This window comes from Hymenobacter lapidiphilus (genome assembly GCF_003417065.2).
Lineage (GTDB): Bacteria > Bacteroidota > Bacteroidia > Cytophagales > Hymenobacteraceae > Hymenobacter.
Genome location: NZ_QVLT01000010.1, coordinates 95,945 through 120,280, shown reverse-complemented (window position 1 = coordinate 120,280; position 24,336 = coordinate 95,945). Strand labels below are relative to the sequence as shown.

The 24,336-nt window shown below is 59.7% G+C and carries 15 protein-coding genes and 1 pseudogene; 8 read left to right on the top strand and 8 right to left on the bottom strand.

What is annotated here, in order from left to right; translation table 11 throughout:
- Nucleotides 1-148 precede the first annotated feature (148 nt).
- The 4 genes from D0N36_RS08250 to D0N36_RS08235 form a co-directional block, all read right to left on the bottom strand.
- Complete coding sequence (locus D0N36_RS08250; RefSeq protein ID WP_116940923.1) at nucleotides 149-631, bottom strand: hypothetical protein; 483 nt, start codon at nucleotides 629-631, stop codon at nucleotides 149-151.
- 36 nt (nucleotides 632-667) lie between these two features.
- Nucleotides 668-2,548, bottom strand: a complete 1,881-nt coding sequence (locus D0N36_RS08245) for a M1 family metallopeptidase (RefSeq protein WP_116940922.1) — start codon at nucleotides 2,546-2,548, stop codon at nucleotides 668-670.
- A 188-nt stretch (nucleotides 2,549-2,736) separates the two neighbouring features.
- Entirely contained in the window at nucleotides 2,737-3,921 is a 1,185-nt protein-coding gene (locus D0N36_RS08240) for a Smr/MutS family protein (RefSeq protein WP_116940921.1), read from the bottom strand.
- Between the two features lie 136 nt (nucleotides 3,922-4,057).
- A complete protein-coding gene (locus D0N36_RS08235; RefSeq protein ID WP_242478843.1) occupies nucleotides 4,058-5,044 on the bottom strand; it encodes a YfiM family protein in 987 nt (328 codons plus the stop codon).
- A gap of 180 nt (nucleotides 5,045-5,224) precedes the next feature.
- Between D0N36_RS08235 and D0N36_RS08230 the strand changes: the two genes are divergently transcribed.
- Nucleotides 5,225-8,113 carry an alpha-amylase family glycosyl hydrolase gene (locus D0N36_RS08230; protein ID WP_242478842.1) on the top strand — a complete coding sequence of 963 codons (2,889 nt, stop codon included), beginning with the start codon at nucleotides 5,225-5,227 and terminating at the stop codon, nucleotides 8,111-8,113.
- 170 nt (nucleotides 8,114-8,283) lie between these two features.
- Here D0N36_RS08230 and D0N36_RS08225 read toward each other — a convergent pair whose 3' ends face one another.
- The gene (locus D0N36_RS08225; protein ID WP_116940920.1) at nucleotides 8,284-9,135 is read right to left on the bottom strand and encodes an N-acetylglucosamine kinase; all 852 of its coding nucleotides are present in this window, start codon (nucleotides 9,133-9,135) and stop codon (nucleotides 8,284-8,286) included.
- A 357-nt stretch (nucleotides 9,136-9,492) separates the two neighbouring features.
- On the opposite strand from D0N36_RS08225, the gene D0N36_RS08220 reads away from it, so the two are divergent.
- The gene (locus D0N36_RS08220) at nucleotides 9,493-10,707 is read left to right on the top strand and encodes a T9SS type A sorting domain-containing protein (RefSeq protein ID WP_116940919.1); all 1,215 of its coding nucleotides are present in this window, start codon (nucleotides 9,493-9,495) and stop codon (nucleotides 10,705-10,707) included.
- Between the two features lie 437 nt (nucleotides 10,708-11,144).
- Here the strand turns inward: D0N36_RS08220 and D0N36_RS08215 are convergent, their stop codons facing one another.
- The 3 genes and pseudogenes from D0N36_RS08215 to D0N36_RS19570 all read right to left on the bottom strand — a co-directional run.
- Entirely contained in the window at nucleotides 11,145-11,972 is an 828-nt protein-coding gene (locus D0N36_RS08215; RefSeq protein ID WP_116940918.1) for a SusE domain-containing protein, read from the bottom strand.
- An 85-nt stretch (nucleotides 11,973-12,057) separates the two neighbouring features.
- The gene (locus tag D0N36_RS08210) at nucleotides 12,058-13,710 is read right to left on the bottom strand and encodes a RagB/SusD family nutrient uptake outer membrane protein (protein WP_116940917.1); all 1,653 of its coding nucleotides are present in this window, start codon (nucleotides 13,708-13,710) and stop codon (nucleotides 12,058-12,060) included.
- Nucleotides 13,711-13,828: 118 nt separating this feature from the next.
- Nucleotides 13,829-16,744, bottom strand: a pseudogene (locus D0N36_RS19570) (SusC/RagA family TonB-linked outer membrane protein); the annotation flags it as partial.
- 961 nt (nucleotides 16,745-17,705) lie between these two features.
- Between D0N36_RS19570 and D0N36_RS08205 the strand changes: the two are divergent.
- The 6 genes from D0N36_RS08205 to D0N36_RS08180 all read left to right on the top strand — a co-directional run bounded on the left by D0N36_RS08205 (nucleotide 17,706) and on the right by D0N36_RS08180 (nucleotide 24,296).
- Nucleotides 17,706-19,139: an alpha/beta hydrolase-fold protein gene (locus D0N36_RS08205; protein WP_147320798.1), complete on the top strand. Its 1,434-nt coding sequence runs from the start codon at nucleotides 17,706-17,708 to the stop codon at nucleotides 19,137-19,139.
- A 403-nt stretch (nucleotides 19,140-19,542) separates the two neighbouring features.
- Nucleotides 19,543-20,958 carry an anthranilate synthase component I family protein gene (locus tag D0N36_RS08200; RefSeq protein WP_116940937.1) on the top strand — a complete coding sequence of 472 codons (1,416 nt, stop codon included), beginning with the start codon at nucleotides 19,543-19,545 and terminating at the stop codon, nucleotides 20,956-20,958.
- Nucleotides 20,959-21,071: 113 nt separating this feature from the next.
- Entirely contained in the window at nucleotides 21,072-21,638 is a 567-nt protein-coding gene (locus D0N36_RS08195; RefSeq protein ID WP_116940914.1) for an anthranilate synthase component II, read from the top strand.
- 59 nt (nucleotides 21,639-21,697) lie between these two features.
- The gene (trpD, locus tag D0N36_RS08190) at nucleotides 21,698-22,690 is read left to right on the top strand and encodes an anthranilate phosphoribosyltransferase (protein WP_116940913.1); all 993 of its coding nucleotides are present in this window, start codon (nucleotides 21,698-21,700) and stop codon (nucleotides 22,688-22,690) included.
- 107 nt (nucleotides 22,691-22,797) lie between these two features.
- Nucleotides 22,798-23,583: an indole-3-glycerol phosphate synthase TrpC gene (gene trpC, locus D0N36_RS08185; RefSeq protein ID WP_116940912.1), complete on the top strand. Its 786-nt coding sequence runs from the start codon at nucleotides 22,798-22,800 to the stop codon at nucleotides 23,581-23,583.
- A gap of 95 nt (nucleotides 23,584-23,678) precedes the next feature.
- The gene (locus tag D0N36_RS08180; protein WP_242478841.1) at nucleotides 23,679-24,296 is read left to right on the top strand and encodes a phosphoribosylanthranilate isomerase; all 618 of its coding nucleotides are present in this window, start codon (nucleotides 23,679-23,681) and stop codon (nucleotides 24,294-24,296) included.
- Nucleotides 24,297-24,336 lie beyond the last annotated feature (40 nt).

The window sequence follows — 24,336 nt, the reverse complement described above, 5'->3', positions numbered from 1 at the left end:
AAGGCCCGCCAATCGGCGGGCCTTTTTTTGTGGAGTGCTGAGCCGCAAGAGAGTTAAAGGCCCTTCCCGTTAGGAAGCAAGGTGCTCTGCGTTGCCCGGACTTTCCTCGTCGCGGTTCTTGCGTTCCGCGCCGCGGTGGGGCGACCCATCACAGGGGCAAAGATAAGTTATTAGCTGGAACAACAGCCTTCCACGCGTCCTCTATTCTTCCCAGTTTGATATAGTAAGGTATGAGCAGAATGAGTTCAAGTCGGAAGGAAAATTCAGAACCGTCCTGAAGAAAATTCAACACCACGATGGAGGCGATACACATGCAAACGCTAATAATCGCATCCAGCTTAGCAATTGTAATAGCGGTATCTTTTTCAAACCACAACAGATAGGCGCTATACCCCTTAAATGACATCACGGCTATCAGCAGAAGGCCGATTGGAGACAGAGGATCGTTGGTTTCAAATCCGTAGAAGGCCAACTTGGCTTGGGAACCCATAAGCCCGGCCCCCAAGCAGAAAAGCACGACTACTCCAAAAATCATAAATATCCAGCAGAATGTCTTTATCCACCACGGAAGTAAATCCCGCCTGCGGGCAGGCGTGTTATCGAAAATGGACGGCTCGCTAATAGTTTCCATAGAGGCGTTTTGAGTGAATGGTTAAGTGTAGTGGAGTTACCTCGCCATCCACACGTTGTCCTTCGGGTAGCTATCCGGTACCAGCGTGGCGCCGAGCTTCATCTGTTGCGCGGTTTTGGTGGTGGGCACGGGTACGGTAACGGTTTTCGCGCCCGACTCCCAGACGCCGATGGTGCGGTGGATTTTCTGGGTGGAGTTGTCGGCGAAGGTGATGGTTAGGTCTACCGGCACAGGCTTGGTGCCTTTGGATTCCACTACCACATCGTAGCCGGTGGCGGTTTTGGTGACCTGCTGGATGGCCAGGTCGGGGTAGCCGCCGTCGAAGAACCAGCGTTGCCAGAACCAGTTGAGGTTGCGGCCCGCCCCGGCATTCATGGCGTTGAAGAAATCGTGGGGCATGGGGTGCTTGCCCTGCCAGTTGCGGATGTAGGTGTGCAGGGCCTTCGTGAACAGCTCGTCGCCGAGTAAATCCTTCACGTAGAGGTAGCCCAGGCCGGGTTTGGGGTAGGAGTTGAGGAAGAATGCCGTGCCCGTCTGCTGGGTGCTCAGGGTCATGATGGGCACGTCGGCCTCGGTGTCGGCCCCGGCGGCGTAGGGCGCAATGCCGTAGTTGTCGTCGAGTTTAAGGTCAATCATGCCCGAGATGATCCACTCGCCCATGGTGGCCCAGCCCTCATCCATCCAGCCGTACTTGGTTTCGTTGGTTCCCAGGTAGAAGGGGAACATGGTGTGGAAGATTTCGTGGACCGTGAGCGTGATGCCGTCCTCGCGGGTTTCGGTCGGGTTGTCATTCACCATCATCGGATACTCCATCTGGTCGAGGCCGTCGAAAACGGTTTCGTGGGAGTAGGGGAAGGGCCACTTCGGGAAGGTGTAGCTCATGGCCTGCACCGTCTGGCGGGCGAAGTCCACCACCTCGGCGTAGTCCTTGTGCTTGGGGTTGTACACGGCATCAACCCGCGTCCGGCGCTTAGTGGCCGGGTCCACCACCAGGCTGCTCGACTGCCACACGTAATGGTCGGTGGTGGCAAATACGAAATCCGTCACGTTCTTGGCCTCGAAATGCCAGGTATTCTCGGGGTTCTTGGTGGCCGTAATGCCGCCCGCTTTCAGGTCGGCCTCGGTGATAATGCTCGTGACGCGGTCCTGAGTTTCGGCCTGGCGCAGGCGCTGGGCGTACTTTTTGGTGAGCACCTGGTCGGCGTTGGTCAGGTCGCCGGTGGCCCACACCACGAAGTTGCGGGGCACGGTGATGTCCACCGAGAAGTTGCCGAAGTCGTTGTAGAACTCCTGGGAGCCGAGGTAAGGGTGCCGGTTCCAGCCGTCGATGTCGTCGTAGACGGCGATGCGCGGGAAGAAGTAAGCCACGAAATCGGCGTTGGGTTCCACCTGGCCCGTGCGCATGTGCGAGCCCTGGTTAAGGGTGTATGAATACGAGGCGGTTACCTTGGCCGTCTGGCCGGGGGCGATGGGCCTGGTTAAGACGGGTGGCCCGAATACGAAGTTGGTGCCCTGGGGCTGGGTCTTATCAAACGTGCTGGCTTGGCCATTCACGCTCATTCGCTCCAACTTCATGCCTTCGCCCACATCTTCCGGCTTCATGCCGCCGGCCCGCGCCGCGCCTTTTTGGTAAAGGTTGGGGTACAGTTTGAACCACACCTGCCGCAACGTATCGGGACTCTGGTTGTGATAATCAACTTCCATTTCCCCCTGCACCAGCCGCGTAGCTGGGTCGAAGCGGACCTTAATTCTATAGTCGGCCGAGTTCTGCCAGTACTTGGGGCCCGGTAGCCCGTTCTCAGCCCGGGTGCCCTTGTCGTAAGTGGCCCGGATGGTGCGCGACACCGGCAGCTGCTGGGCCGGCAACGTGAAGGGCAGGAGTAGGAGGGAGGCGGCGAGAAGCGCGGGAAGTTTCATGCGGCAAAACTGGTTGAAGCCGCAAGGTAGAGAGATGCTGCAAGAGCAGTACAGAAAAAAGTCATCCTGAGCTTGCGAAGGACCTTATCATATAGAACGACTCGTTGTTACGGTCGTTCTATCATGATAAGGTCCTTCGCAAGCTCAGGATGACAGCATGTCAACTAAGGCCATCAGACCTTAATACGTTACTTCAACCGCACCAGCGTGGCGCCGTAGCCGAACTTCTCCTTCATCGAATCCTCGAAGAACTTGATGTCGCGGTTGCGGCTCAGCAGCTTGTGCAGCTCCTTGCGTAGCGTGCCGTTGCCCGAGCCGTGGATGAACACGATTTCGTGCATGCTAGTGGCCAGCGCCCGGCTCAAGGTGTCCTCGAAGGCTTCGAGCTGGAGCTTGAGGATGGCCGAATTACTCAGGCCATCAGTGCCGCCTTCGGGCTGCAGGGCCTCCAGGTGCAGGTCTACTTCGTGCGAAGGCGCTACCAAGGCTTTGGCCGGCTGGGGCGCGGGCGCCACGGCGGCGGGCTTGGCGGGGGCATTGCCGGTCAGCTGGGCCTTTAGTTTGTCGGCTAGCTGCTGCTTGTCGCTGGGCTTCGGCTTCGGGGCGGGCGTATCGGTTTGCTGCTCGGTTTCGGCGGCGGGAAGGGCCACTGGGGCAGCGGGCTTCTCGTCGAGCTGAAACAGGTAGGCCTCGCGCTGGAGCACCGGTACGTTGGGCTGGCGGCTGGTGTAGAAGCTGGCCGCCTTGAACTGTAGGCGCTTGTTCAGCAGCTCGAATGCATCGGGGCTGTTGAACTGGAACGGCAGCAGCTGTACCAGCAGCGCCGGCCACTGGTCGAAATCCTTGAGGTGCCAGTGGCCCAGCGCCTCGGTGGCCGACTTGGCCTCCAGCTTCTCGGCTTTCAGGGCCCGGTATTTCTCCCGCTTCTCCTCGCCCAGCGTAAAGAGCACGGTGCGGTCGGTGTGGTTGACCAGGTGCAGCGCCAGCAGCTCGGGCGACTGGTGCGTGAGGGCCAGGTAGATGCCCTTCTGCACCGGCGCGGGCTGGGCTTTATCGGCTTTGAGCGGGGCGGGGCTTTCGCCGGAAGCCGCCGGTTTGGCGGCCGGTGCTTCCGTTGCTACGCCAGCTTTTTTGGCGGCTTTGGCGGCCATTTCGGCGCCGCTGGCAGCGGCCTTCTTTTCGGCGGCCACCGAGGCGGCGCTTTTTCCGAAGGCTTTGGTTTCCTCGGCGGCCACCACTACAATCTCGCGGCGCAGCACCGGAATGGTAAAGTCGTTGTCAATGGCTACTTCCACCAGCTCGTCGCTGAGCAGGCGGGTAATGATGCCTTCTTCGCGCCCGGTAAGCAGGCGTACTCGGTCTCCAATATTCATAAATCACAGATGTTGCAGATGGTGCGGATGTCGCAGATTCGTTCCGGCATCCCTCCCGGGGGAGGCGTAAAGGTCGCCATTTGCTTACGCAAATTGCGTTGGAACGATGGATGACAGACGTTTTCGCTCCGAATGTTTACCAGTACAGGCCGTGGGCCACGAAACCGCGGCGCGGGTTCCATTCGAGGGCGGGGGCGGGCAGGTGGAAGATGCTGAGGGCGTAGAATACCTTTTTCAAGACCTTGTTGCGGGTCGGAATACGGCGCAGGTCCACATCGAGGCTGAGGTAGAACTGGCGGTAGGAGCGCAGGCCCAGCGCGGCGTTGGCTTCCGGGTCGTTGAAAACCATCTGCTGGGCGCCATAGCCCACCGCCGGCTGCAGCCAGCGGGGCCAGCGGCTGGTGGCGGGCAGAAACGCGCCCACATCGGTAGCGAGCCAGTAGGTCTGGCCGTTGTAGTCTTTAAGGAACTGCTCGCCCAGGCCCCGGCCCAGCACGTTGGGGCGCAAGCCAGCGTAGCGGGTGGTCCTGAATGAGAGCTTGGGCATGATGCGTACCTCGTTCCAGGCCAGCTGCTGGCCAATCAGGCCAGCCGAGCCGAGGAAATTGGCGGCTAAATCGGTGGCGGAGGCGCCATACTCCGGGTCGCGGCCGTCGAACAGCTCGATGGGCGTTTGTAGCACGAAGCCTGCGAAGCCGCCGTACCAGACGGCGCGGCGGTCGGATACGCCGGCCCAGCGCAGCATATCCACCGCTCCCCGGCTTTCGTGGAAGGACCCCCATATGTGCCCGGCCTTGTCGAGCTGCTTCCACTCGGGCAGGTCGTTGAACCAGTGGAACCGGCTTTTCTCGCCCGTGTACCAACCCTCACTCAGCAGGTACATCAACGACGAGTACGACACTACCAGCCCGCCGGCCAGCAGCGGCAGCCGCTGGTTGATTCGCGGCAACACGACTGGCTGCAGGCTGTCGGCCGGGGCCGGGAAATCAGTTGAAGCAGTTGGCACCGGCCCCGCTGCCTCGGAAGTGGCCCGCGGCACCTGGGCACGTACCGGCCCGGCGAGCAGCGCACTCAGCAGGCCCACGAATAGAGAGGAGCGAAGAGCGAGGGATGGAGAGGGCAAGTGCAGTAGAAAAAATCTGGTTAAATCTACGCTAAATGCGGCTATTGACTTGGTGAACACCACTGCCCGGATGTATCTTTAATGCCCCCTTGTACCAAGGTGCTGTCTCCTGATATAGATTCGAGTTAATGGAGCACCGAAAGGTGTAACCGTTTTTTAAAATTCCTAACCAGTTTTCTTATGCGAATACTTCGACTTTTTCTGCTGTTGCTGGCTTTTGGAGCCGCCCGGCCGGATTCCTGGGCCCAGGTAGTTACTGCGCAGCCCGCTTCGTTCACGGCCGCGCAGGCCGTTACGCTCACCTTTGATGCCACGCAGGGCAATGCAGCACTAGCCAATTTCAGTGGCGACGTGTACGTGCATACCGGCGTCATCACCAACCTGAGCACCAATGCCTCCGACTGGAAGTACATCAAGTTCTCCAACTTCAATGCCCCCGACCCGTCGGTCAAGCTCACGCGCAGCGCCACCAACCCCAACATCTACACCATTGCCATCACGCCCAGCGTGCGGGCCTGGTACAACGTACCGGCCGCCGAGCAGATTCTGCGCCTAGCCATGGTATTCCGCAACGCCGACGGCTCGATTGTGGGCCGCGGCCCCGGCGGCGACATTTTCGTGGACGTGGCTCAGAACGAGTTTGATCTGCGCTTCACCCAGCCCAGCGGGCCCGGCCCGTTCGTGTTCCCCCTGAATTCGCCCACGCTCGTGAAAGGCACTTCGGTGGTGCCCGCCAACCTGGCCCTGCTGCTCAATGGCACCCAGATAGCCACGGCCACCAACGCCACGGCTATTGAGGCCAACGTGACGCTCACGCAGGCCGGCACCAACACGCTGCGCCTCACGGCCACCACCGCCACCGCCTCGGCCGCCACCGAGCTGACGCTGCAGACTCGCGAAGCGGTAACGGTAGCTCAGCTGCCCGCCGGCGCCAACCGCAACGGCGTCACGTATATAAACAACGGCACCTCGGCCATCTTCAGCCTGACGGCGCCCAACAAGAACTTCGTACACGTTATCGGCGAGTTCAACAACTGGACCGCCGCGGCCGCCGGCTACATGAAGCGCACGCCCGACGCCACCGGCCAGCCCGACAACTCGGTGAACGGCCGCTGGTGGGTGCAGATTGATGGCCTGACTGCTGGCCAGGAGTATGCCTACCAGTACCTCGTGGATGGCCAGCTGAAAGTAGCCGACCCCTTCACCGAAAAGGTGCTCGACCCCCAGAATGACCGGTTTATTTCGGCCGCCACTTACCCTGGCCTGAAGGCCTACCCGGCTGGCCAAAGCGGCATTGTGTCGGTGCTGCAGAGCAACGTAACGCCCTACGCCTTCCAGAACAACAACTTCCAGCGCCCTAAAAAGGAGGACATGGTAGTGTACGAGCTGCTCGTGCGCGATTTCCTGGCCAAGCACGATTACAAAACCCTCACCGACACGCTGGCTTACCTGCAGCGCTTAGGCGTGAACGTGATTGAGCTGATGCCCGCCAACGAATTCGAGGGCAACGAAAGCTGGGGCTACAACTCGTCGTACTATTTCGCACCCGATAAGTATTACGGCCCCAAAGACGACCTGAAGCGCTTTATCGATGAGTGCCACAAGCGTGGCATTGCCGTAGTGCTCGATATGGTGCTCAACCAGTCGTTTGGCCAGAGCCCGATGGTGCAGATGTATTTCCAGGACGGCAACCCGGCTTCCAACAACCCCTGGTTCAACCGCACCGCCACCCATCCCTTCAATGTGGGCTACGATTTCAACCACGAAAGCCCCTTCACCCGCTATTTCAGCAAGCAGGTTATCGAGTTCTGGCTGAAGCAGTACAACATCGACGGCTACCGTTTCGACCTGAGCAAAGGCTTCACCCAGAAAGTAACCACCGATGTGGGCGCCTGGAACCAGTACGACCAGACGCGGGTGGACATCTGGAAGGATTACCACGATTTCCAGGTGAGCGTATCGCCGACTTCGTACGCCATTCTGGAGCACCTGGGCAACAACGACGAAGAAAAAACGCTGTCGGATATGGGCTTGATGCTGTGGGGCAAGATGACCGATGCCTATAACGAGGCCACGATGGGCTACCACGACGGTGGCAAATCCAACTTCAGCGGCGGCTATTACAAGCAGCGCGGCTGGAGCCAGCCCAACCTGATTACCTACATGGAAAGTCACGACGAGGAACGGCTGATGTACAAGAACCTGACCTTCGGTAACTCGTCGGGCTCCTACTCAGTGAAAAACCTGTCGACGGCCCTCAAACGCCAGGAATTGGCCGCGGCCTTCTTCTTCACCGTTCCCGGCCCGAAAATGATCTGGCAGTTCGGCGAAGTCGGCTACGACAAGTCCATCTTCAGCTGCCCCGATGGTACCGTCCCCCTTCCTTATAAAGACAACGACCAGTGCAAGCTGGCCAACAAGCCTGCCCTCTGGAACTACTACCAGGAGCCCGACCGTCGCCATCTCTACGATGTGTACCGCAGCCTGATTGCGCTGAAAGTACAGGAACCCGCTTTCGAGAACCCCGCCAGCTTCACCCAGAACCTGAACGGCGCCGTGAAAACCCTGCAGCTCTCCGATCCGCGCCTCAACGTCACCATCGTCGGCAACTTCGATGTAACGACGGCCACGGTGGTGCCCAACTTCCAGAGCGCCGGTACTTGGTACAACTACCTGACGGGCGAAACCCTGGTTGTAACCAATCCCTCGGCTTCGCTCACACTGGCGCCCGGTCAGTTCGCGGTGTACACTTCGCGTAAAATCACGGTGCCCGCCGGCACGGTGCTCAGCACCCGCCGCGCCAGCGCCGCGGTGCTCCAGCTCACGGCCCAGCCCAACCCGGCCGGTGCGGTTGCCCAACTTCGCTACGAGCTGCCCCAGGCCGCCACGGTTCAGATTACGGTTACCAACCTGCTCGGCGCCACGGTGCAAACCCTGCCCGCCACCCGCCAGCCCGCCGGCTCGCGGAGCCTGGAACTGCCCCTGCAGAACCTGGCCAATGGCGTATACATGGTTCGCCTGAGCGCCGGCGCCCAGCAGCAGTCCATCCGCCTAATTGTGAATCACTAGGGTTTTAAGCTGCTAGCTGAGAGCTATTAGCTGTTGGCTTTCGTTTAGGAAATCATACGATTCCGTTCAAAAGCAAGGCCCCGTACTCAACCGAGTGCGGGGCCTTCTTCGTTTTTCAGCTAACAGCTAACAGCTAACAGCTAACAGCTAACAGCTAACAGCTAACACGCTTATGCACCAAGCTCTGCTTCGTGGAAGGCGACCAGATCATCGATGGGGGAGCGGATGATTTTGCCTACTTCCATTCCATGATCCTTGGCTACCTGGGCCAGCGCGTCGCGGAAGTTGTAGCCTACCGAGCCGATGCAGTTGAACGTGTAGTCCTGGTAGTTGGGGTAATGGCGGACAATGTTTTCGAAGAACGTTTCGAAACCCTGCAGCACGATTTCGCGGCAGTAGCTGATGTTGTTATGGTCGTAGGTGAATTTGGCGAAGCTGGCCAGGAAGCGGTTGGGCAGCGGCTGGTTGTAAAGCCGGTCCAGGATATCGTCGCGGGTGAGCTTGAACTCCTCGAGAAAAATCTCCTGCAGGCCCTCGGGCAGCAGCCCGCGCAGGTAATCGCGCAGCAGGCGCTTGCCAATGAACGAGCCGGAGCCCTCGTCGCCCAGAAAGAAACCCAAGGAGTCGACGTTGTGAATGATTTTTTGTCCGTCGTAGAGACAGGAGTTGGTGCCAGTGCCCAGAATGGCTGCAAAACCGGGCTTACGGCCCAGCAGCGCCCGGGCGGCGGCCAGCAAATCGTGGTCGACGGTAACTGTGGCATTCGGAAACGTCTGGCGTATGGCCGCCGCCAGTACCTCGGCCTTCGCCGCCGACGATACCCCGGCGCCGTAATAATGCACTTCGGTTACTTCTGCTCGGGGCAGGTTGTCGGGCAGGTTGTGGTCGAGCGACTGGGCCACGGCGGCCGTTTTCATGAAGTCGGGGTTGTAGCCCTCGGTATTGAAATACACGCGGTTGCCGGCCTCATCGAGTTGGCACCAGCTGCTCTTGGTCGAGCCACCATCGGCAATTAGGATCATGTAAGGGTCTGAAAAGTGAAGAAAAAAAAGCAAGCGCCGGGAGGCCAATGAGGCCATTACGGCCGCAGAGAAGAACGAAACACGGAAAACTTTTCGGTAGAAAAAAATGGCTCGCGGCTGAATTACTTGTCTTTTCGACCAACTCAAAGTGCCGCTATTGATGCAGGATGACCGCTACAAGGCTGATTGTGCTATAAGTGATTGACTGTCAATGCATAAACTATGTATATTTTTTTTAGTATAAATATCGATTTTCCGAGGTAAAACACTATTTTTATAACGCGAAACAAAGTGTTTGGCTATTCGTCGGATGCTGAGTTTTGCGATTTTTCACCCACATTCTTTTCTTCTTTTATTATGAAAAAAGTTTTTACTCTCGCAGCTCTCGGGCTCCTCACGGCCGCTTCTTTCTCGGCCCAGGCCCAGGCCCCCATTACCGTTGATGGCCAGATTACGGCCACCGAAGCCGTTGCCAGCGGCTACCAGTTGGTTGGCCGCCGGCTCGGTGCCTCTCCCGCAACGCGGGGTTTCGGTGATGCTGGTCTGTTATCCGTGTACGCCGCTGCTGACGCCAACAACCTGTACTTCTTTGTGGCTGGTACCCTGCAGGTGAATGCAGACGTTCTGCAAAACTCTATTCAAATGTTCATTGACCGGCCAGGGGTTGATGGGGTCCCAATCGGGACGGCTTTGCCCCTGCCCGCCGCTGCTACGGCCCCAGCCGTAAACACGTCGTTTGAGAAGATGGGAGCTAAGCTTGATCTGGCTGCCGACATAGCAATTGCTGTGTCGCGGAATGATGTAGCTGGTCAGGCAAAGGTTGACGGAGTTGTATATACCCCTACTACCGCTACCGCCGTAGTAGCTACCTCGCTGCCCGGAGGCGCTCCGCTTAATATTACTACCGGTGCTGCTTATAACACCCCAGCCACGCTGGCGGCCCCGTTCGGCGGCTTCGCCAATGCCTCGGTAGCTTACCGCACCAGTGCTAACCTGTCAAGCAACCCGGGCTACAACGGGGGCGCTGCTGCTTCCATTGGCAATGCTCCAGCTAACGGCTTCGAAATTCGGGTAAGCCGCACCGCAATGGGTATCCCCACTGCTGGCGGCCAGTTGCGGATTTTTGTGGTGCAAAACAATCAGGATGGCGGTTTCCTCTCTTCTGATTTTATTCCGCAGGGTGGATTTGTTTCCAGCACCACGAACGCGGGCGCTAATCCTGATTTCACGAGCGCGGCTTTCCCCGGCACGCAGGCTGCCACGCTTAACGTAACGGCTACAGGCCTGACGGTGATTACTTCCACCAAGTCGGCAGCTATTGCCAATGCGCTGAAATTCAATGTATTCCCTAACCCCGCCGCTGGTGCCGCCACCGTATCATACACGGTACCCGGCCAGCAGGAGGTGAGCGTTGAGGTATTCAACGCCCTCGGCCAGCGCGTACGCTCGCTGGCTTCCGGCCGCCAGGGCGGTCTGCAGCAGCAGAACCTCAGCGACCTTGCTTCCGGTGCTTACTTCGTGAAGCTGCAGGTAGGTGGCCAGAGCACCAGCCAGAAGCTGATTGTGCAGTAAATAGCTGCACCTCGCCGATGGTATCCGTATAACACGGTTATATTCTGTGCGTGGTCACAAAGTAAAAGAGCCTTCCGCTAGTAGCGGAAGGCTCTTTTACTTTGTGGATTGCTAGGAGAGAAGCAGATGAAGCTGTTTGAAAATTCTAGTACTTAACCCAAGTTGCGGAGTAGTCTGCTAGCACGGCGTAGGGTGCGAGGCTTAGCTGCGCTGTTCTTCGCAACTTGGGTTACTTACGTAAGTTCTAAAGTCAACAGCCCGTCATGCTGAGCGCAGCCGAAGCATGACGGGCTGTCGACGCTCTAAACAGCTTCACTGCGCAATAGGACCGGGTACAAATAAGAAAGCCGCTGAATTTCAGCGGCTTTCTTATTTGTAAAAGTTAAGCACCAGCAAGCCACGTTGAAATAACCAGTGGCTGGTAAGCGCCAGGTAAACTATTGCTTGATCGTCAGTCTGCCGCCGGTAACGGCACCCGCAGCGTCGGTAGTTACCTGCAGGCTTATTTTGTAAACGCCGTCGGCGGCAATTTTCAAATCGCCTCCGCCCAGCGTGAGTGGGATACCCTGAGTGTAGTCGCCCGTTGCGCCGCCCAGGTTGGTTGCCCAGCCTTTGTTGCGACGGAACTTGAAGTCACCCGCCTTGAGGGCACGCGTAATAACATACGACTTCGTGTCGCAGTCGTAGGTAAGGTTGTCATCGGTTGCGTTATCGTCGCTGGGCCAGCCGTTAGCCGCCGGACCCACGATACCCCAAGTGTTAGCGTTGGGGGGAAGGCATACCTTGTAGGAGGTAGCGGTGAACGGCTGAGCCGTGGAGAAAAGAGGCGCATTGGCAGACAGTTCCGACTTCAGGCGTACTTCCAGTTGCGCGGGCTTGCCGAATTCTAAGCCCAACCCATTGAGAGCGACGTTAAGTCTTTCGACGGTAACCGTTGTGTTCGGGCCAGCACCGGCCTCAATGTTGGCGGGGGCCGCGAAGTTGTTGCCGGCCTTATCCAGCTGAATGGTATAGGTAACCGGCGGATTGTACTGGTTACCGGTGTTCTGCCAGGCAAACGACGTGCTGGGCGTCCAGTTGAAGGTAACGGCCTGCTGGGCCGCGTTTACCTGCGTCAGTACCACGGTGTTGCTCGAGGTTGTCAGCTGAGGTGCAGCTCCCTGGTCGAGCGTAACCTTGGTTTCGTCCTTTTCGCAGGAAGTTGTCAGGGCTAAACCAGCCACGGCCAGCCACCCTAAAGAAAAACGGGTAAGAAAATTGCTCATGGAGTAAAAGAAGAAAACGGTGGGAAAATAACCCTCGTGGGGCCGACACTGTAATAAAAGCGCCGGCCCCAAAAAAGTTCGGCGGTTAGTAGCCTTCGTTCTGTTTCAGGTTCTGGTTAACCGAGAGGTCGGCAGCCGGAATCGGGTAGAGCTTGCGGAAAGTTTCCACAGCCCGGCCAGCCGCTACGCCGCCCTTCCAGGGCCACACGTAAGCCGCTGTCACGAAACGGTCGTAGCGGATGAGGTCGGTACGACGGTGGCCTTCCCAGTGCAGTTCGCGCGCCCGCTCGTCGAGCAGGAACGTAGAGTTGGGAGCAAGCACCTGGCTCGTAACATCGGCCACCGGGCTAGGCGTGGTGGTGGGCAGGCCAAAGGCCCGGCGCCGGATCTGGTTGACATAGCCTAGGGCTAGGTTCGCGTCTCCGGAACCGCCACGGCCTACGGCCTCGGCATAGATAAGCATCATCTCGGCTACCCGGATCATGGGGAAGTCAACACTCGAAAAGTTCTGCGAGCCGCCCAGCGCCTCACCACCCGAGCTGATGTTGCGGAACTTAAGCACGCCTAAGCCCTGCGAAAATTGCTTCAGGTCGTTGATCTGCAGCGTTTGGCCTTGGGTCCAGAACCGACCCCGGCGGTCGAGGGCCGTATCGGGGAACAGATTGAACAGGGCGCTGGTGGTGCGTAGGCCCTGCCAGCCAGTGCTTTGGCCCACCTTGCGCTGCCAGTCGGCCGCTGCACCCGTCGAGCCATTTACCAAGAAGGTGGTGCCGCCGTAGCTGCGGGTAGTGTTCACATCGAACACCACTGGCCAGATAACTTCGGTGCGGGCCACCGTGGCGTCGTTGTCGCCCAGAAATACGCGGCCATAGGCCGAGGCAACCTTACCGGCCGGGGCTTCGGTCAGCTTGTAGCCGGCATCGATAACGCGCTTGGCCTGCACAACAGCATCGTTGTAGCGGGCCGTGCCAGTGTACACCTGGGCATTGAGGTATAAACGGGCCAGCATACCCCAGGCAGCAGCCTTATCCACCCGGCCGTACTCGTTGGTGCGGGGGTCAGCGAAGTTGGCGTCGGCAGCCAGCTCCGTCAGCTCCTTTTCCACGAACGTGAAATACTGGCTGCGGGTGTAGTAAGGCGGCTGGAAGAAGCCTACCGGATCGTTCTCGGTTACGAACGGGCCGTTGCCGAACAGGTCCATGGCGTGCATGTAGGCCACAGCGCGCAGGAAACGGGCTTCGGTGCGGAACTTGCGCACCGTGGCCGCGTCGTCGGCGCTCAGGCGGGCCGAGAGCTTATCGTCGGCCGACTCGCGCAGGAACTCGTTACAGATCGAAATTTCGTAGAAAATGCGGCTATACAGGCCCCGGATCAGGATGTTGGAGGCGTTCCAGTTCATGTTGTGCCAATCCTGCACACCCGGGTCGGTCCAGGCTACTACGGCCTCGTCGGTGGGCAGCTCCTGGGCACTCCAGTACTGGCGAATGTAGTCAGACGAGCCCTCATCGATACCCCCAATGTCAGGACTGTCGGCGGGGCCTTTCTGGCCAGTAGTGGCATAGCCGGCGTACAGCTTGGCCAGTACCTGGCGGTAACCCTGCAGATCGGCAAATACTTTGTCGGGCGTCAGTTCGAAGCGGGGCTCCTGGTCGAGGTCTTTGGTACAGGAGGTACTCCCGGCGGCCAGGGCTAGGCCGGCCGAGGCAATCAGCAGCCCGCGAATGATAGAGTTTTGCATGAGTGGGGGAATTTAGATGCCGAGGTTGAGACCAAACGTGAACGTGCGGCCGGACGGAGTAGAATTCGTTGTCGATGCCGCCCGAAATTTCGGGGTCGATGCCGTCATACTTCGTAATCAGGAATGCATTCTGAACTGCCGCGCTCAACCGAAGGTTCGCTTTGTCACTGAACAACTTACCTACATTGTAGCCGAGCGTAATGTTTTCGGCCCGCAGGAAGGAAGCGTTCTGCAGATAGTAGTCGGAAAACGCCTGCTGCGTAGTGAAGCCGGTGTTGTAAATATCGCGCGGCAAGTTGTTGATGAAGCCGGTTGAACTGTTGGCATTGGCGAAGTTAGCTAAGTTGGCTGCCACCCCATTGTACACGTAGTTGCCCACGTTGGCGCGCAACAGCATGCTCAGGTTCAGCTTGCGGTAGCCCACCGAGGGAGTGAAGCCCAGCGTCAGGCGCGAAGCCGGCTGTTTGTAGTGGTAGAAGTCGCTCTCGTCGGGCGTAACCGTACCGTTGCCGTCGCGGTCAACAAACACGCCCTGCAGCGGCCGGCCGTTGGCATCGTATACCTGCTGCTGCGCATAGAACGAGTTGATGGGGAAACCTACCGACTGCCGCTGAATGCTGGCACCCGTGCGGCCCGGAATCCCACCCGTTTCGTAACCATTGAAGCCAGGTTCCTGCCGTCCCAGATCGGTGATTTTATTTTCGTTGTAGGCCAGATTGAAGTTCAGGTCCACGTTCCAGTCCTGCGAGCGCACGGCCGAACCGTTGATGACGAACTCGATACCGCGGTTGCGCAGCGAGCCGACATTGGCATTGAGCCGGTTGGTGAGGTTACCGCCGGCAGGTACAACTACGTTGGCCAGCAGGTCGGTGGATTTACGCTCGTACACATCAATCGCACCCGTAATGCGGTCATCGAATAAGCCGTAGTCGAGGCCCAGGTTCCAGGTAGCAGTGTTCTCCCAGCGCAACTCGCGGTTGTAGCCCGACGAGCGGTAGGTAATGATGCCCTGCCCGCCAAGCTGGTACTGCGAGGCCGCGTCGCCCAGCACGTATCGGGGCAGGTAATCGTACGCATCCCCAATGTCCTGCTGGCCGGTGAGGCCGTAGCCGGCGCGCAGCTTCAGCTCCGAAATGGTGGTGTTGTCGGCCAGGAAACCCTCGCCCTTCAGGCGCCAGCCCAGGCCCAGGGCCGGAAACCAGCCGCTGCGGTTGCCTGGCGCAAAGCGCGAGGTGTTGTCATTCCGCACGGTAGCCGTGAGCAGGTAGCGGTCCTTCACATTCAGCGTGGTGCGCCCAAAGTAGGAAAGGAACACCAGCTTGGAGTAGTAGCCAGGCACGGTCAGCGTGTCTTTGGGGTTAAACAGCGTGGTCTGGTCGAAGCGCCGGGCCAGGAAGTTGTCGCCCTTGTTTACGAAGCTCTGGTAGGAGTAGCCGCCTTGGACATCGAAACGAGTGTCGCCAAAGTTGCGGCCGTAGGCCAAGTAGGTTTCCAGCAGCTGCATAATTTTGCGCTGGTTGAACTGGCTGTAGCGGCCGTTCAGGCCGGCATTGCCTATAGCTTCGGGGTTGAAGTTGCCGAAATCGGTGGGCTGGTTGGTGGTCGAGCCCTCGCCCTTCGACACATCGGTGCCCAGGTTGAGGTTGGCCCGCAGACCCTCCACGAAAGGCAGCTTGTAATCGAGCTGCACGTTACCAATCAAACGGTCGACGGTGCTGATGTTGTTGGTGTTGCGCAGCGAGGCTACCGGGTTGCTCGGGGCCAGACCCAGCGGCGTGCCCGAGGGCTGCAGGTACTGGAAGTAGCCGCCATACAGGCCATACTGCTCGCCGGTGCCAAACACGGGCTGAGTGGGGTCGAAGAGCGCGGCCGCACCCACTTGGCCATTGCTGATGAAGCGGTTGTCAACCCGCGTGCCCTTGGCGTTTACATTCACCTTCAGCCGGTCTTTCAGCAACACCGGCGAAAGGCTGATGGAGCCCGAGTTCCGCTTCAGGTTGTTGGTGATGACGATGCCATCCTGGTTGAGGTTGCCGTAGGAAACGCGGAAGGGCAGCTTGCCCACCGAGCCGGTCAGGCTGATGTTGTTATCGTAGGTGGCAGCGGTGCGGAAAATCTCGCTCTGCCAGTTGGTGTTGGCCGTGCCCAGCGTAGCCGCCTGCGAAGCCGAACCATTTTCCTGAATGATCTGGCGCAGCTCGTCGGCCTTCAGTACATCGTACTCCTTGAAGCGCTGCGAAACGGACGTCTGCGACGACAGGTTAACCGTCAGCTTCTCGCCCGGCAGGCCGGTTTTAGTAGTTACCAGAATAACACCGTTGGAAGCCCGGTTGCCATAAATGGCCGTGGCCGAGGCATCCTTAAGCACCGTTACCGACTCGATGTCGTTCGGGTTGATGAGCGAGAGTGGGTTGCTGGCGCCCGAAATACCGCCTTTGTCCACGGGTACGCCATCAATAACGTACAAAGGGTCGTTGTTGGCATTGAGCGAGGAGTTGCCGCGGATACGTACCGTGGAGGCCGCGCCCGGAGCGCCGCCGCCAGTCGTGATGCTGACACCGGCAATTTTGCCCTGCACCAGCTGCTCGGGGTTGGTTACCTGGCCCTTCACAAACTCCTTCTCCGACACGGTTACTACCGAGCCAGTCACGTCCTGCTTGCGCTGGGTGCCGTAGCCAACTACCACGGCCTCGTTGAGCAGGGTAGTGTTTTCCGAGATGGTTAGGGCGGGCACAGCCGTATTTTGGCCGGCCGTTACACTGATGCTTTTGCGCTGGGTAGAGAAACCTACAAACGAAATAACGAGCGTCTGCGGACCAGTAGGGGCGTTCTGGATCAGAAACGTGCCATCACCATTGGTCGAGCCGCCCAGAGAGGTGCCTTCAATCAGCACCGTTACGCCCGGCAGGCCTTCGCCTTTCTCGTCGACCACCCGGCCACTGACCGTACCAATTCCCTGCGCATGGGCACTGCTGATGCCCGCGCCCACGCACAGAAATGGCAGCACCACTTTCGCCAGATAAGGGTTTTTCATGTGAAAAGTATTAGAGGTTGAGATGATTTTGTCCGCTCTCGGACGGAATGGGAATTTTCGGATGACGACCCCGGCCATAAACCGTTGGCCGGTGTAACAGTTGCCTATGCACCGTAGCGTTGCCGATAGACAGCACATACGATTATCAAAACACGCAGAAACACCGCAAGATAAACTTCCTCACACTATAAATCTGCGCTCTGCAAGGCCCAAAACGATTTAGTTATAATTGTATTTTAAGGTATCTGTCCGTTCCGGTGCTAAGTCGGGATGAGCATGGGCAGCCGGCAGAGGTACGCTGACCGAAGGCATTTGCACCTCCCTGGCGCTCGAACGTACCCTAAATCAGCTTGTTCAGGAAACCAGAGGCCGGCGCGGATCAGGTGCTGAAAGGGATGAATGCAGGTGCTGTGTTGCCTGCTATTGCCGGATAACGGTCTTCAACTGGTAAATAGCTGCGGTATTTTGCTGTGAAGAGTGATTAAACCCAGAATAAGGTATAATTTGGTTTCTTAATTGATGCTGCGTTGATTGAAACTGCCCTGTTACGGTGCCTGTGGTAGGACACTGGCTGCCGGAAGATGGGTGGATATGGCAAATAGAGGAAAAGTTTAAGTCAACGGAGTAGTGGTATTCCTCTACATATATGACATCATTTAAGCGGTTCTATTTGTACATAACCTAGGATTTTGCGGGAGGCCCATCGTTGCAGTCCCAAACCATGCGAACACACGGCGGCCGGTATGGCCAGGCGGTATAGGTGAGAGCTTACTCACCCATTACACGTGCTTTCGGTAAGCCGTGACAGATGAATTTTCCCGGAAAAATGCAGGACGCTAAAATGTCCTGAAACCCAATAGTTAGCCTGCTCGTTACTGCGGCCGTTCTCCGCTTCTGCTACCCACTGATTCGGGCGTAGCTTGCAACATATTCACCTAGTTGTCAACCAACCGCTCTGCCTGTGCTTCGTCTGCTGCTTTCTATGGTAATGCTGCTGCCTGCTTTCTATGCCAGTGCTCAGACCACCGTGCGCATCACCACCGTGCCGGCCGCCACGCCTGCCGATGCCAGTTTGTTTCTGGCCGGCTCGTTCAACAACTGGACGCCCGCCAGCCCCGCCCACGCCCTGGTACGGCAGCCCGATGGCTCCTACGAGCTAACCCTGCCTGCCTCCGTCACCGGGCCGGTAGAGTTCAAATTCACCCGGGGCTCCTGGGCTACCGTTGAAACCGACGCGGCGGGCCAGGACGTAGCCAACCGCCGCCAGACGCTAAGCGGTGCTCCAGCTACACTGAGCCTGACCGTAAGCGGCTGGAAAGACCTGAACGGTGGCGGCCCACAACCGCCCTGCCAAAGCACCGCCCTGCAGCCGAACGTGCGCGTTATCAGCGAGTCGTTTGCCATGCCGCAGTTGGGGCGCACCCGCCGCGTGTGGGTATACCTGCCCAACGACTACGGTACGGCACCCGCCCGCCGCTACCCGGTACTTTACCTGCACGACGGTCAGAATGTATTCGATGCCTGCACCAGCTTTTCGGGCGAGTGGGGCGTAGACGAAACGTTGAGCCAGCTGCAAGCCCAGGGCCTCGACGCTGCCGGCAGCATTGTGGTCGCCATTGATAATGGCGGTGCCGAGCGCCTGAACGAGCTTTCGCCGTGGCGTAACCCGCAGTACGGCGGTGGCCAGGGCGACCAGTACGTGGATTTCATGGTCCAGACGCTCAAGCCGTACGTCGATGCCAACTACCGCACCCTTACGGGCCGCGAGTTTACGGGCGTGGCCGGCAGCAGCATGGGCGGGCTGATTTCGACGTACGCGGCCCTGAAATACCCGCTGGTGTACGGCCGGGTGGGCGTATTCTCGCCGGCCTTCTGGTTTGCTCAGCAGCCGTTGTTCACCTACATGAGCCAGCACCCGCCGCGGCCCGATACGCGGTTTTACTTCGTGGCCGGGGCCAATGAAAGCGCCACCATGGCCCCGCTGATGCGGGCCGTACACGATTCGCTGGCTAAAGCGGGTGTGCCGGCTGCCAACCTGAGCCTGCAGACGCGCCCCGATGGCCAGCACGCTGAGTGGTTCTGGAAGCGGGAGTTTGCGGCGGCCTACCAGTGGTTGAGCCAGCCGGCCGTAGTAACTGCCACCGGCCGGTCGGTGGCGGGGCTGGCGTTCAGCGCCTACCCTAACCCGACCCGCAACCGCTTCACGGTGCTGCTGCCCGCCGAGGTGCGAGGCAGTACCCGGCTGGAAATCGTGGACGTCCGCGGCCGTACCGTGCGCCGCGAGAAGGTGAAATCGGGGACGGTGCTCGATGTGAGCGGCCTGCCCGCCGGGGTATACCAGCTGCGCGTAACGGTTGGCGCACTGCAGGGCCGGCAGGCGCTGGTGAAGGAGTAGCGGCTTCAATAGGCAGGAGGGAGCGTCATTCAGAGCGCAGCGAAGAATCTCGCGTGCAATGGTAAACCCTGACGGCAAGGTTGCTTTGGCACGCGTCATTCTTCGCGCGCTCTGAATGACGTTCCTGCTGACCACTGAAAAAATTCGGGCTTTTGCTTGCGCCGACGCCAACCGTTGGTAGCTTTGCAACGTTCAACGCCCCAAATCCTATTTTGGCAATGAGTACTTCGATGATGATGCAAGCTTGGTGGTGGCCCTACGGAAATTCCGGACGGGACAACCTGTGCGTGCGTTAGAATCGAATCCTGTTCTTCGCAACTGCTCCAGATGTAACCCGGCCGCCCGCCGGGTTTTTTTGTGCCCGGCGCTGACCTTTCTCCTGCTCACCACAACCAGCCCGCGCATGCAATCTTACTCCCTCACTACCCGTTTCCAGCGTATTCTGGCCGATACCGTGACGCCGGTCGGCCTTTACCTGCGGCTGCGCGACCGGTACGACAACTGCCTGCTGCTCGAAAGCTCCGACTACCACGGCCAGCAGAACGCGTTCAGCTACCTCGCCTTCGACCCGCTGGCCCGCTTCGAGCTGCGGGGCCGCGAGCTGACGCTGCGCCTGCCGGGCGACGTAGTAGAAACCGAAACGCTGGCCGCCCCCTGCCAGGCGCTGGGGCGGCTCCAAGCGTTTGCCGCCGCGTTCCAGACCGAGGATACGGGCCACGATTTCATCACCGGCGGACTGTTCGGTTACCTGGGCTACGAGGCGGTGCAGGCTTTCGAGGACCTCACGCTCAGCCCCGAGAAGCAGCCCGCCGGCCCGATGCCGGACATCCTCTACGGTACCTACCGCCACGTTATTGCCATCAACCACTTCCGCAACGAGCTATACGTGTTCGAGCACACGCTGGCGGGCGAAGAGGTGGACGAGGACGGCCTCACGCGGCTTATCAACCTGATTCGGAATCCGTCATTGCCCGACTTCAAGTTTAAAACTGAAGGGGAGGAGCAGAGCAACCAAACCGATGAGCAGTTTCTGGCGGTGCTGGGGCAGGGCCAGCGGCACTGCAACCTGGGCGACGTGTTCCAGATTGTGCTGTCGCGGCGGTTCGAGCAGGGTTTTTCGGGTGATGAGTTCAACGTGTACCGGGCGCTGCGCTCCATCAATCCCTCACCCTACCTGTTCTACTTCGATTACGGGGCGTTCAAGATTTTTGGCTCCTCGCCCGAGGCCCAGGTGCGCATTAAGGGCCGCGAGGCCAGCCTGTTCCCGATTGCCGGCACCTTCCGCCGCACCGGCAACGATGCCCAGGATGCCGCTCTGGCCCAGCAGCTGGCCGACGACCCCAAGGAAAACGCCGAGCACGTGATGCTGGTGGACCTGGCCCGCAACGACCTGGCCCGCCACGGCGACGCGGTGGAAGTGAAAACCTTCCGCGAAATCCAGTTTTACTCGCACGTTATCCACTTGGTAAGTGAGGTAACGGCCACTCTGACTGAAGGCACTAACTCGCTGCAAGTGGTGGCCGATACGTTTCCGGCCGGCACGCTTTCGGGGGCGCCCAAGCACCGCGCCATGCAGCTGATTGACCAGCTCGAACCCACCGCCCGCGGCTACTACGGCGGCGCCATCGGTCATCTGGGCTTCAACGGCGACTTCAACCATGCCATCATGATTCGCTCGTTTCTGAGCACCGGCGGCCGCCTCTATTTCCAGGCTGGGGCCGGCGTGGTGGCCGCTTCCGACACCAACTCCGAGCTGCAGGAAGTGCATCATAAGCTGGCCGCCCTGCGCAAGGCGTTGGCCGAGGCGGAAGCTGTTTAGCGCCTGCCTTTCAATTCTCAGGGCTGAAGCCCTGGGTAAATCAGCGCCTTGAAACCATCATTTTCCGCTACGCAGCCCAGGACTTCGGCCCTGAGGCCATTGGAATTCTATCCATGACCATTCTCGTTCTCGACAACTACGATTCTTTCACCTACAACCTCGTGCAGCTACTGCGCGAGCTGGGCCACCGCGACAACGTAACCGTGCGCCGCAACGACCAGCTGGCCCTTGACGACGTGGAACAGTACGATGCCGTGCTGCTCTCGCCGGGCCCGGGGCTACCCGCCGACGCCGGGCTGATGCCGGCCATCATCCGCCGCTACGCACCCACCAAACGCATACTAGGCGTGTGCCTGGGCCACCAGGGCCTGGCCGAAAGCTTCGGCGGCGAGCTGTACAACCTGCCCCAGGTGCTGCACGGCCTCGCCACCGAAGCCCGCCTGACGGCCCCCGACCGCCTGTTCGACGAGCTGCCCGAAACCTTTAAAGTGGGCCGCTACCACTCCTGGAGCGTGCGGCCCGAGTCGGTGCCGGCGGAACTGGAGGTAACGGCTGTGGATGAGAACGGCCAGGTGCTGGCCTTCCGCCACCGCGAGTACGATGTGCGCGGCGTGCAGTTCCACCCCGAATCCATCCTCACCGAGCACGGCCACCGGATGCTGGCCAACTGGCTGAAATAAAGCACAACGAAACCGCCTTTCATCAGCGAAATCCAATCATCTGCAATATCTGTGATTCTGTGAAACAACTTCTTGCCCAACTTTTCGACCAGCAGCTCCTCACGCACGCCGAGGCCCACGAGGCCATGTTGCGCATCGGGCAGGGCGAAGCCAACGCCGCCGAAATGGCCGCTTTTATGAGCGTGTACCGCATGCGCCCGATTTCGGTGCCCGAGCTGGCTGGCTTCCGCGACGCGCTCCTGAGCCTGAGCCGCGACCCGGAGCTGGGCACCCGCGACACCATCGATATTGTGGGCACCGGCGGCGACGGTAAGGATACGCTCAACATCAGCACGCTGGCCTGCTTCGTGGTGACCGGGGCGGGCTATCTGGTCACCAAGCACGGCAATATCGGCGTGTCGTCGGTGTGCGGCTCGTCGGATGTGCTGCGGGAGCTGGGCGTGAACCTAGCCGCCGACAACGACGGACTGAAGCGGCAGCTGGAGCGGGCGGGCATTTGCGTGCTGCACGCGCCAGCCTTCCACCCGGCCATGCGCCACGCCGGGCCGGTGCGCCGCGAGCTGGGTGTGCGCACGTTCTTTAACATTCTGGGGCCGCTCGTGAACCCGGTGCGGCCGAAATTCCAGGTGGCCGGTACGTTCAGCCTGGAGCTGCTGCGCATCTACCACTACCTGCTGCAGCAAACCGATACCCGCTACGCCGTGGTCCATGCCCTCGACGGCTACGACGAACTCTCGCTGACCGGGGCGGCCAAGCTGGCCACGCCTGCCGGCGAGCGGGTGGCCACTGCCGCCGACCTGGGCCTGAGCGCCACCCGCCCCGAGGAGCTGGCCGGCGGCCATACCGCCGCCGAATCGGCCCGCTTGTTTGTTGATGTGCTCGAAGGCCGCGCCACCCGCGCCCAGCGCGACGTGGTAACGGCCAACGCCGCGCTGGCCATTAGCTGCCGCGAGCCGGACTTCAGCTTTGCCGAAGCCATGGCCGCCGCCCGCGAATCCCTGGATTCGGGCCGGGCGAGAAAGGCTCTTAAGCTTTTAGCTGAGAGCTGTTAACTGACAGCTTTTGCGTTTTTCTGATTCCGATTCAACTCATACACGTTCATTCAAACCGATGAACACTAGGCTAACAGCTAACCGCTGCCAGCTAAAAGCTCAAAAAAATGACCATTCTCGATAAAATCATTGCCCACAAACGCCGCGAAGTAGCCGACCGCCAGAGCCTGGTGCCGCTGAAACTGCTGGAGCAGAGCCTGTACATGGAGGCCAAGCCGCTGAGTTTGCGCCACTACCTGCTGCGCGACGATTTGAGCGGTATTATTGCCGAGTTCAAGCGCAAGTCGCCGAGCAAGGGCATCATCAACGCACACGCGCCGGTCGAGCGTACCACGCTGGGCTACATGCAGGCCGGCGCGTCGGCGCTGTCGGTGCTCACGGATACCGAGTTTTTCGGGGGGCGCAATGAGGACCTGACCACGGCCCGGCGCTACAATTTCTGCCCCATTCTGCGCAAGGATTTCGTGGTGAACGAGTACCAGATTATCGAGGCCAAAAGCCTCGGGGCCGATGCCGTGCTGCTTATTGCGGCCGTGCTGAGCGGCGAGGAGGTGCTGCGCCTGGGCCGGCTGGCCAAAAGCCTGGGAATGGAGGTGCTACTCGAAATCCATAACGAGCAGGAGCTGACCGACACGCTGCACCCCGACGCCGTGAGCCTGGTGGGCGTGAACAACCGCAACCTGCACGATTTCGCCGTGAGCCTCGACACCTCGGGCGAGTTGGCCCGCCAGATTCCGGACGAGTACGTGAAGGTGACGGAAAGCGGCCTGAACTCGGCCGCCGACATCCGGGCGCTGCGCGAGGTTGGTTACCGGGGCTTTCTGATGGGCGAGGCGTTTATGCGCCACGCCCGGCCCGAGCAGGCCTGCGCCGCGCTGGTGCAGCAGTTGTGACAAGCGGTTGCTGCTCCTGGCCCTGAACTTCACTGCCCCTGTCCCGGTTGGCTTTTCAAAATCACTCCATGACGGCAACTATTACTACCCTGCGTTTGAAAGTTTGCGGCCTGCGGCAGGCCGGCAATATTCTGGAGGTGGCAGGCCTCGAACCCGATTTTCTCGGCTTCATCTTTTCTCCCCTATCCAAGCGCTACGTGGGCGAGGAGTTGAGTGAGGAGCTGCTGAAGAGCCTGCCGGCCAGCGTGCGCAAAGTAGGCGTGTTCGTCGACCAAAGCACGGCCGAAATCATGCAGCAGGTAAGGCGTTACGGCCTCGACTTGGTGCAGCTACACGGCAACGAGTCGCCGGCCCAGTGCGCCGAGTTGCGGGCCGCTGGCGTGGGCGCCATCAAGGCGTTTGCGGTGGGCGAAGCGGTTGATTTTGCTGTTTTGGAGCCCTACGTGCCGGTTTGTGACTACTTCCTGTTCGATGCAGCCGGGCCCCAGCCGGGCGGCAACGGCACCCGCTTCAACTGGCAGCTGCTGCGCCAGTACGCGTTGTCCGTGCCGTATCTGCTAGCCGGTGGCATCGACTCAAGCATGGTGGCCGAGCTGGCCCACCTGCGCCTACCGGGCCTGTACGGGTTCGATGTAAACAGCGGCTTCGAAACCGCGCCGGCCCTTAAAGATGCGGCCGTACTACGCCGGTTTTTCGCCGATTTACGCGCCTGACCACTGCCCCGGAACGGCGCTTTCTCCTCCGATTTTCTTC

Coding starts and splice junctions, on each gene's coding strand:
- D0N36_RS08250 (WP_116940923.1), bottom strand. CDS start 631: ATGGAAACTATTAGCGAGCCGTCCATTTTCGATAACACGCCTGCCCGC.
- D0N36_RS08245 (WP_116940922.1), bottom strand. CDS start 2,548: ATGAAACTTCCCGCGCTTCTCGCCGCCTCCCTCCTACTCCTGCCCTTC.
- D0N36_RS08240 (WP_116940921.1), bottom strand. CDS start 3,921: ATGAATATTGGAGACCGAGTACGCCTGCTTACCGGGCGCGAAGAAGGC.
- D0N36_RS08230 (WP_242478842.1), top strand. CDS start 5,225: ATGCGAATACTTCGACTTTTTCTGCTGTTGCTGGCTTTTGGAGCCGCC.
- D0N36_RS08225 (WP_116940920.1), bottom strand. CDS start 9,135: ATGATCCTAATTGCCGATGGTGGCTCGACCAAGAGCAGCTGGTGCCAA.
- D0N36_RS08220 (WP_116940919.1), top strand. CDS start 9,493: ATGAAAAAAGTTTTTACTCTCGCAGCTCTCGGGCTCCTCACGGCCGCT.
- D0N36_RS08215 (WP_116940918.1), bottom strand. CDS start 11,972: ATGAGCAATTTTCTTACCCGTTTTTCTTTAGGGTGGCTGGCCGTGGCT.
- D0N36_RS08210 (WP_116940917.1), bottom strand. CDS start 13,710: ATGCAAAACTCTATCATTCGCGGGCTGCTGATTGCCTCGGCCGGCCTA.
- D0N36_RS08200 (WP_116940937.1), top strand. CDS start 19,543: ATGCAATCTTACTCCCTCACTACCCGTTTCCAGCGTATTCTGGCCGAT.
- D0N36_RS08195 (WP_116940914.1), top strand. CDS start 21,072: ATGACCATTCTCGTTCTCGACAACTACGATTCTTTCACCTACAACCTC.
- trpC (WP_116940912.1), top strand. CDS start 22,798: ATGACCATTCTCGATAAAATCATTGCCCACAAACGCCGCGAAGTAGCC.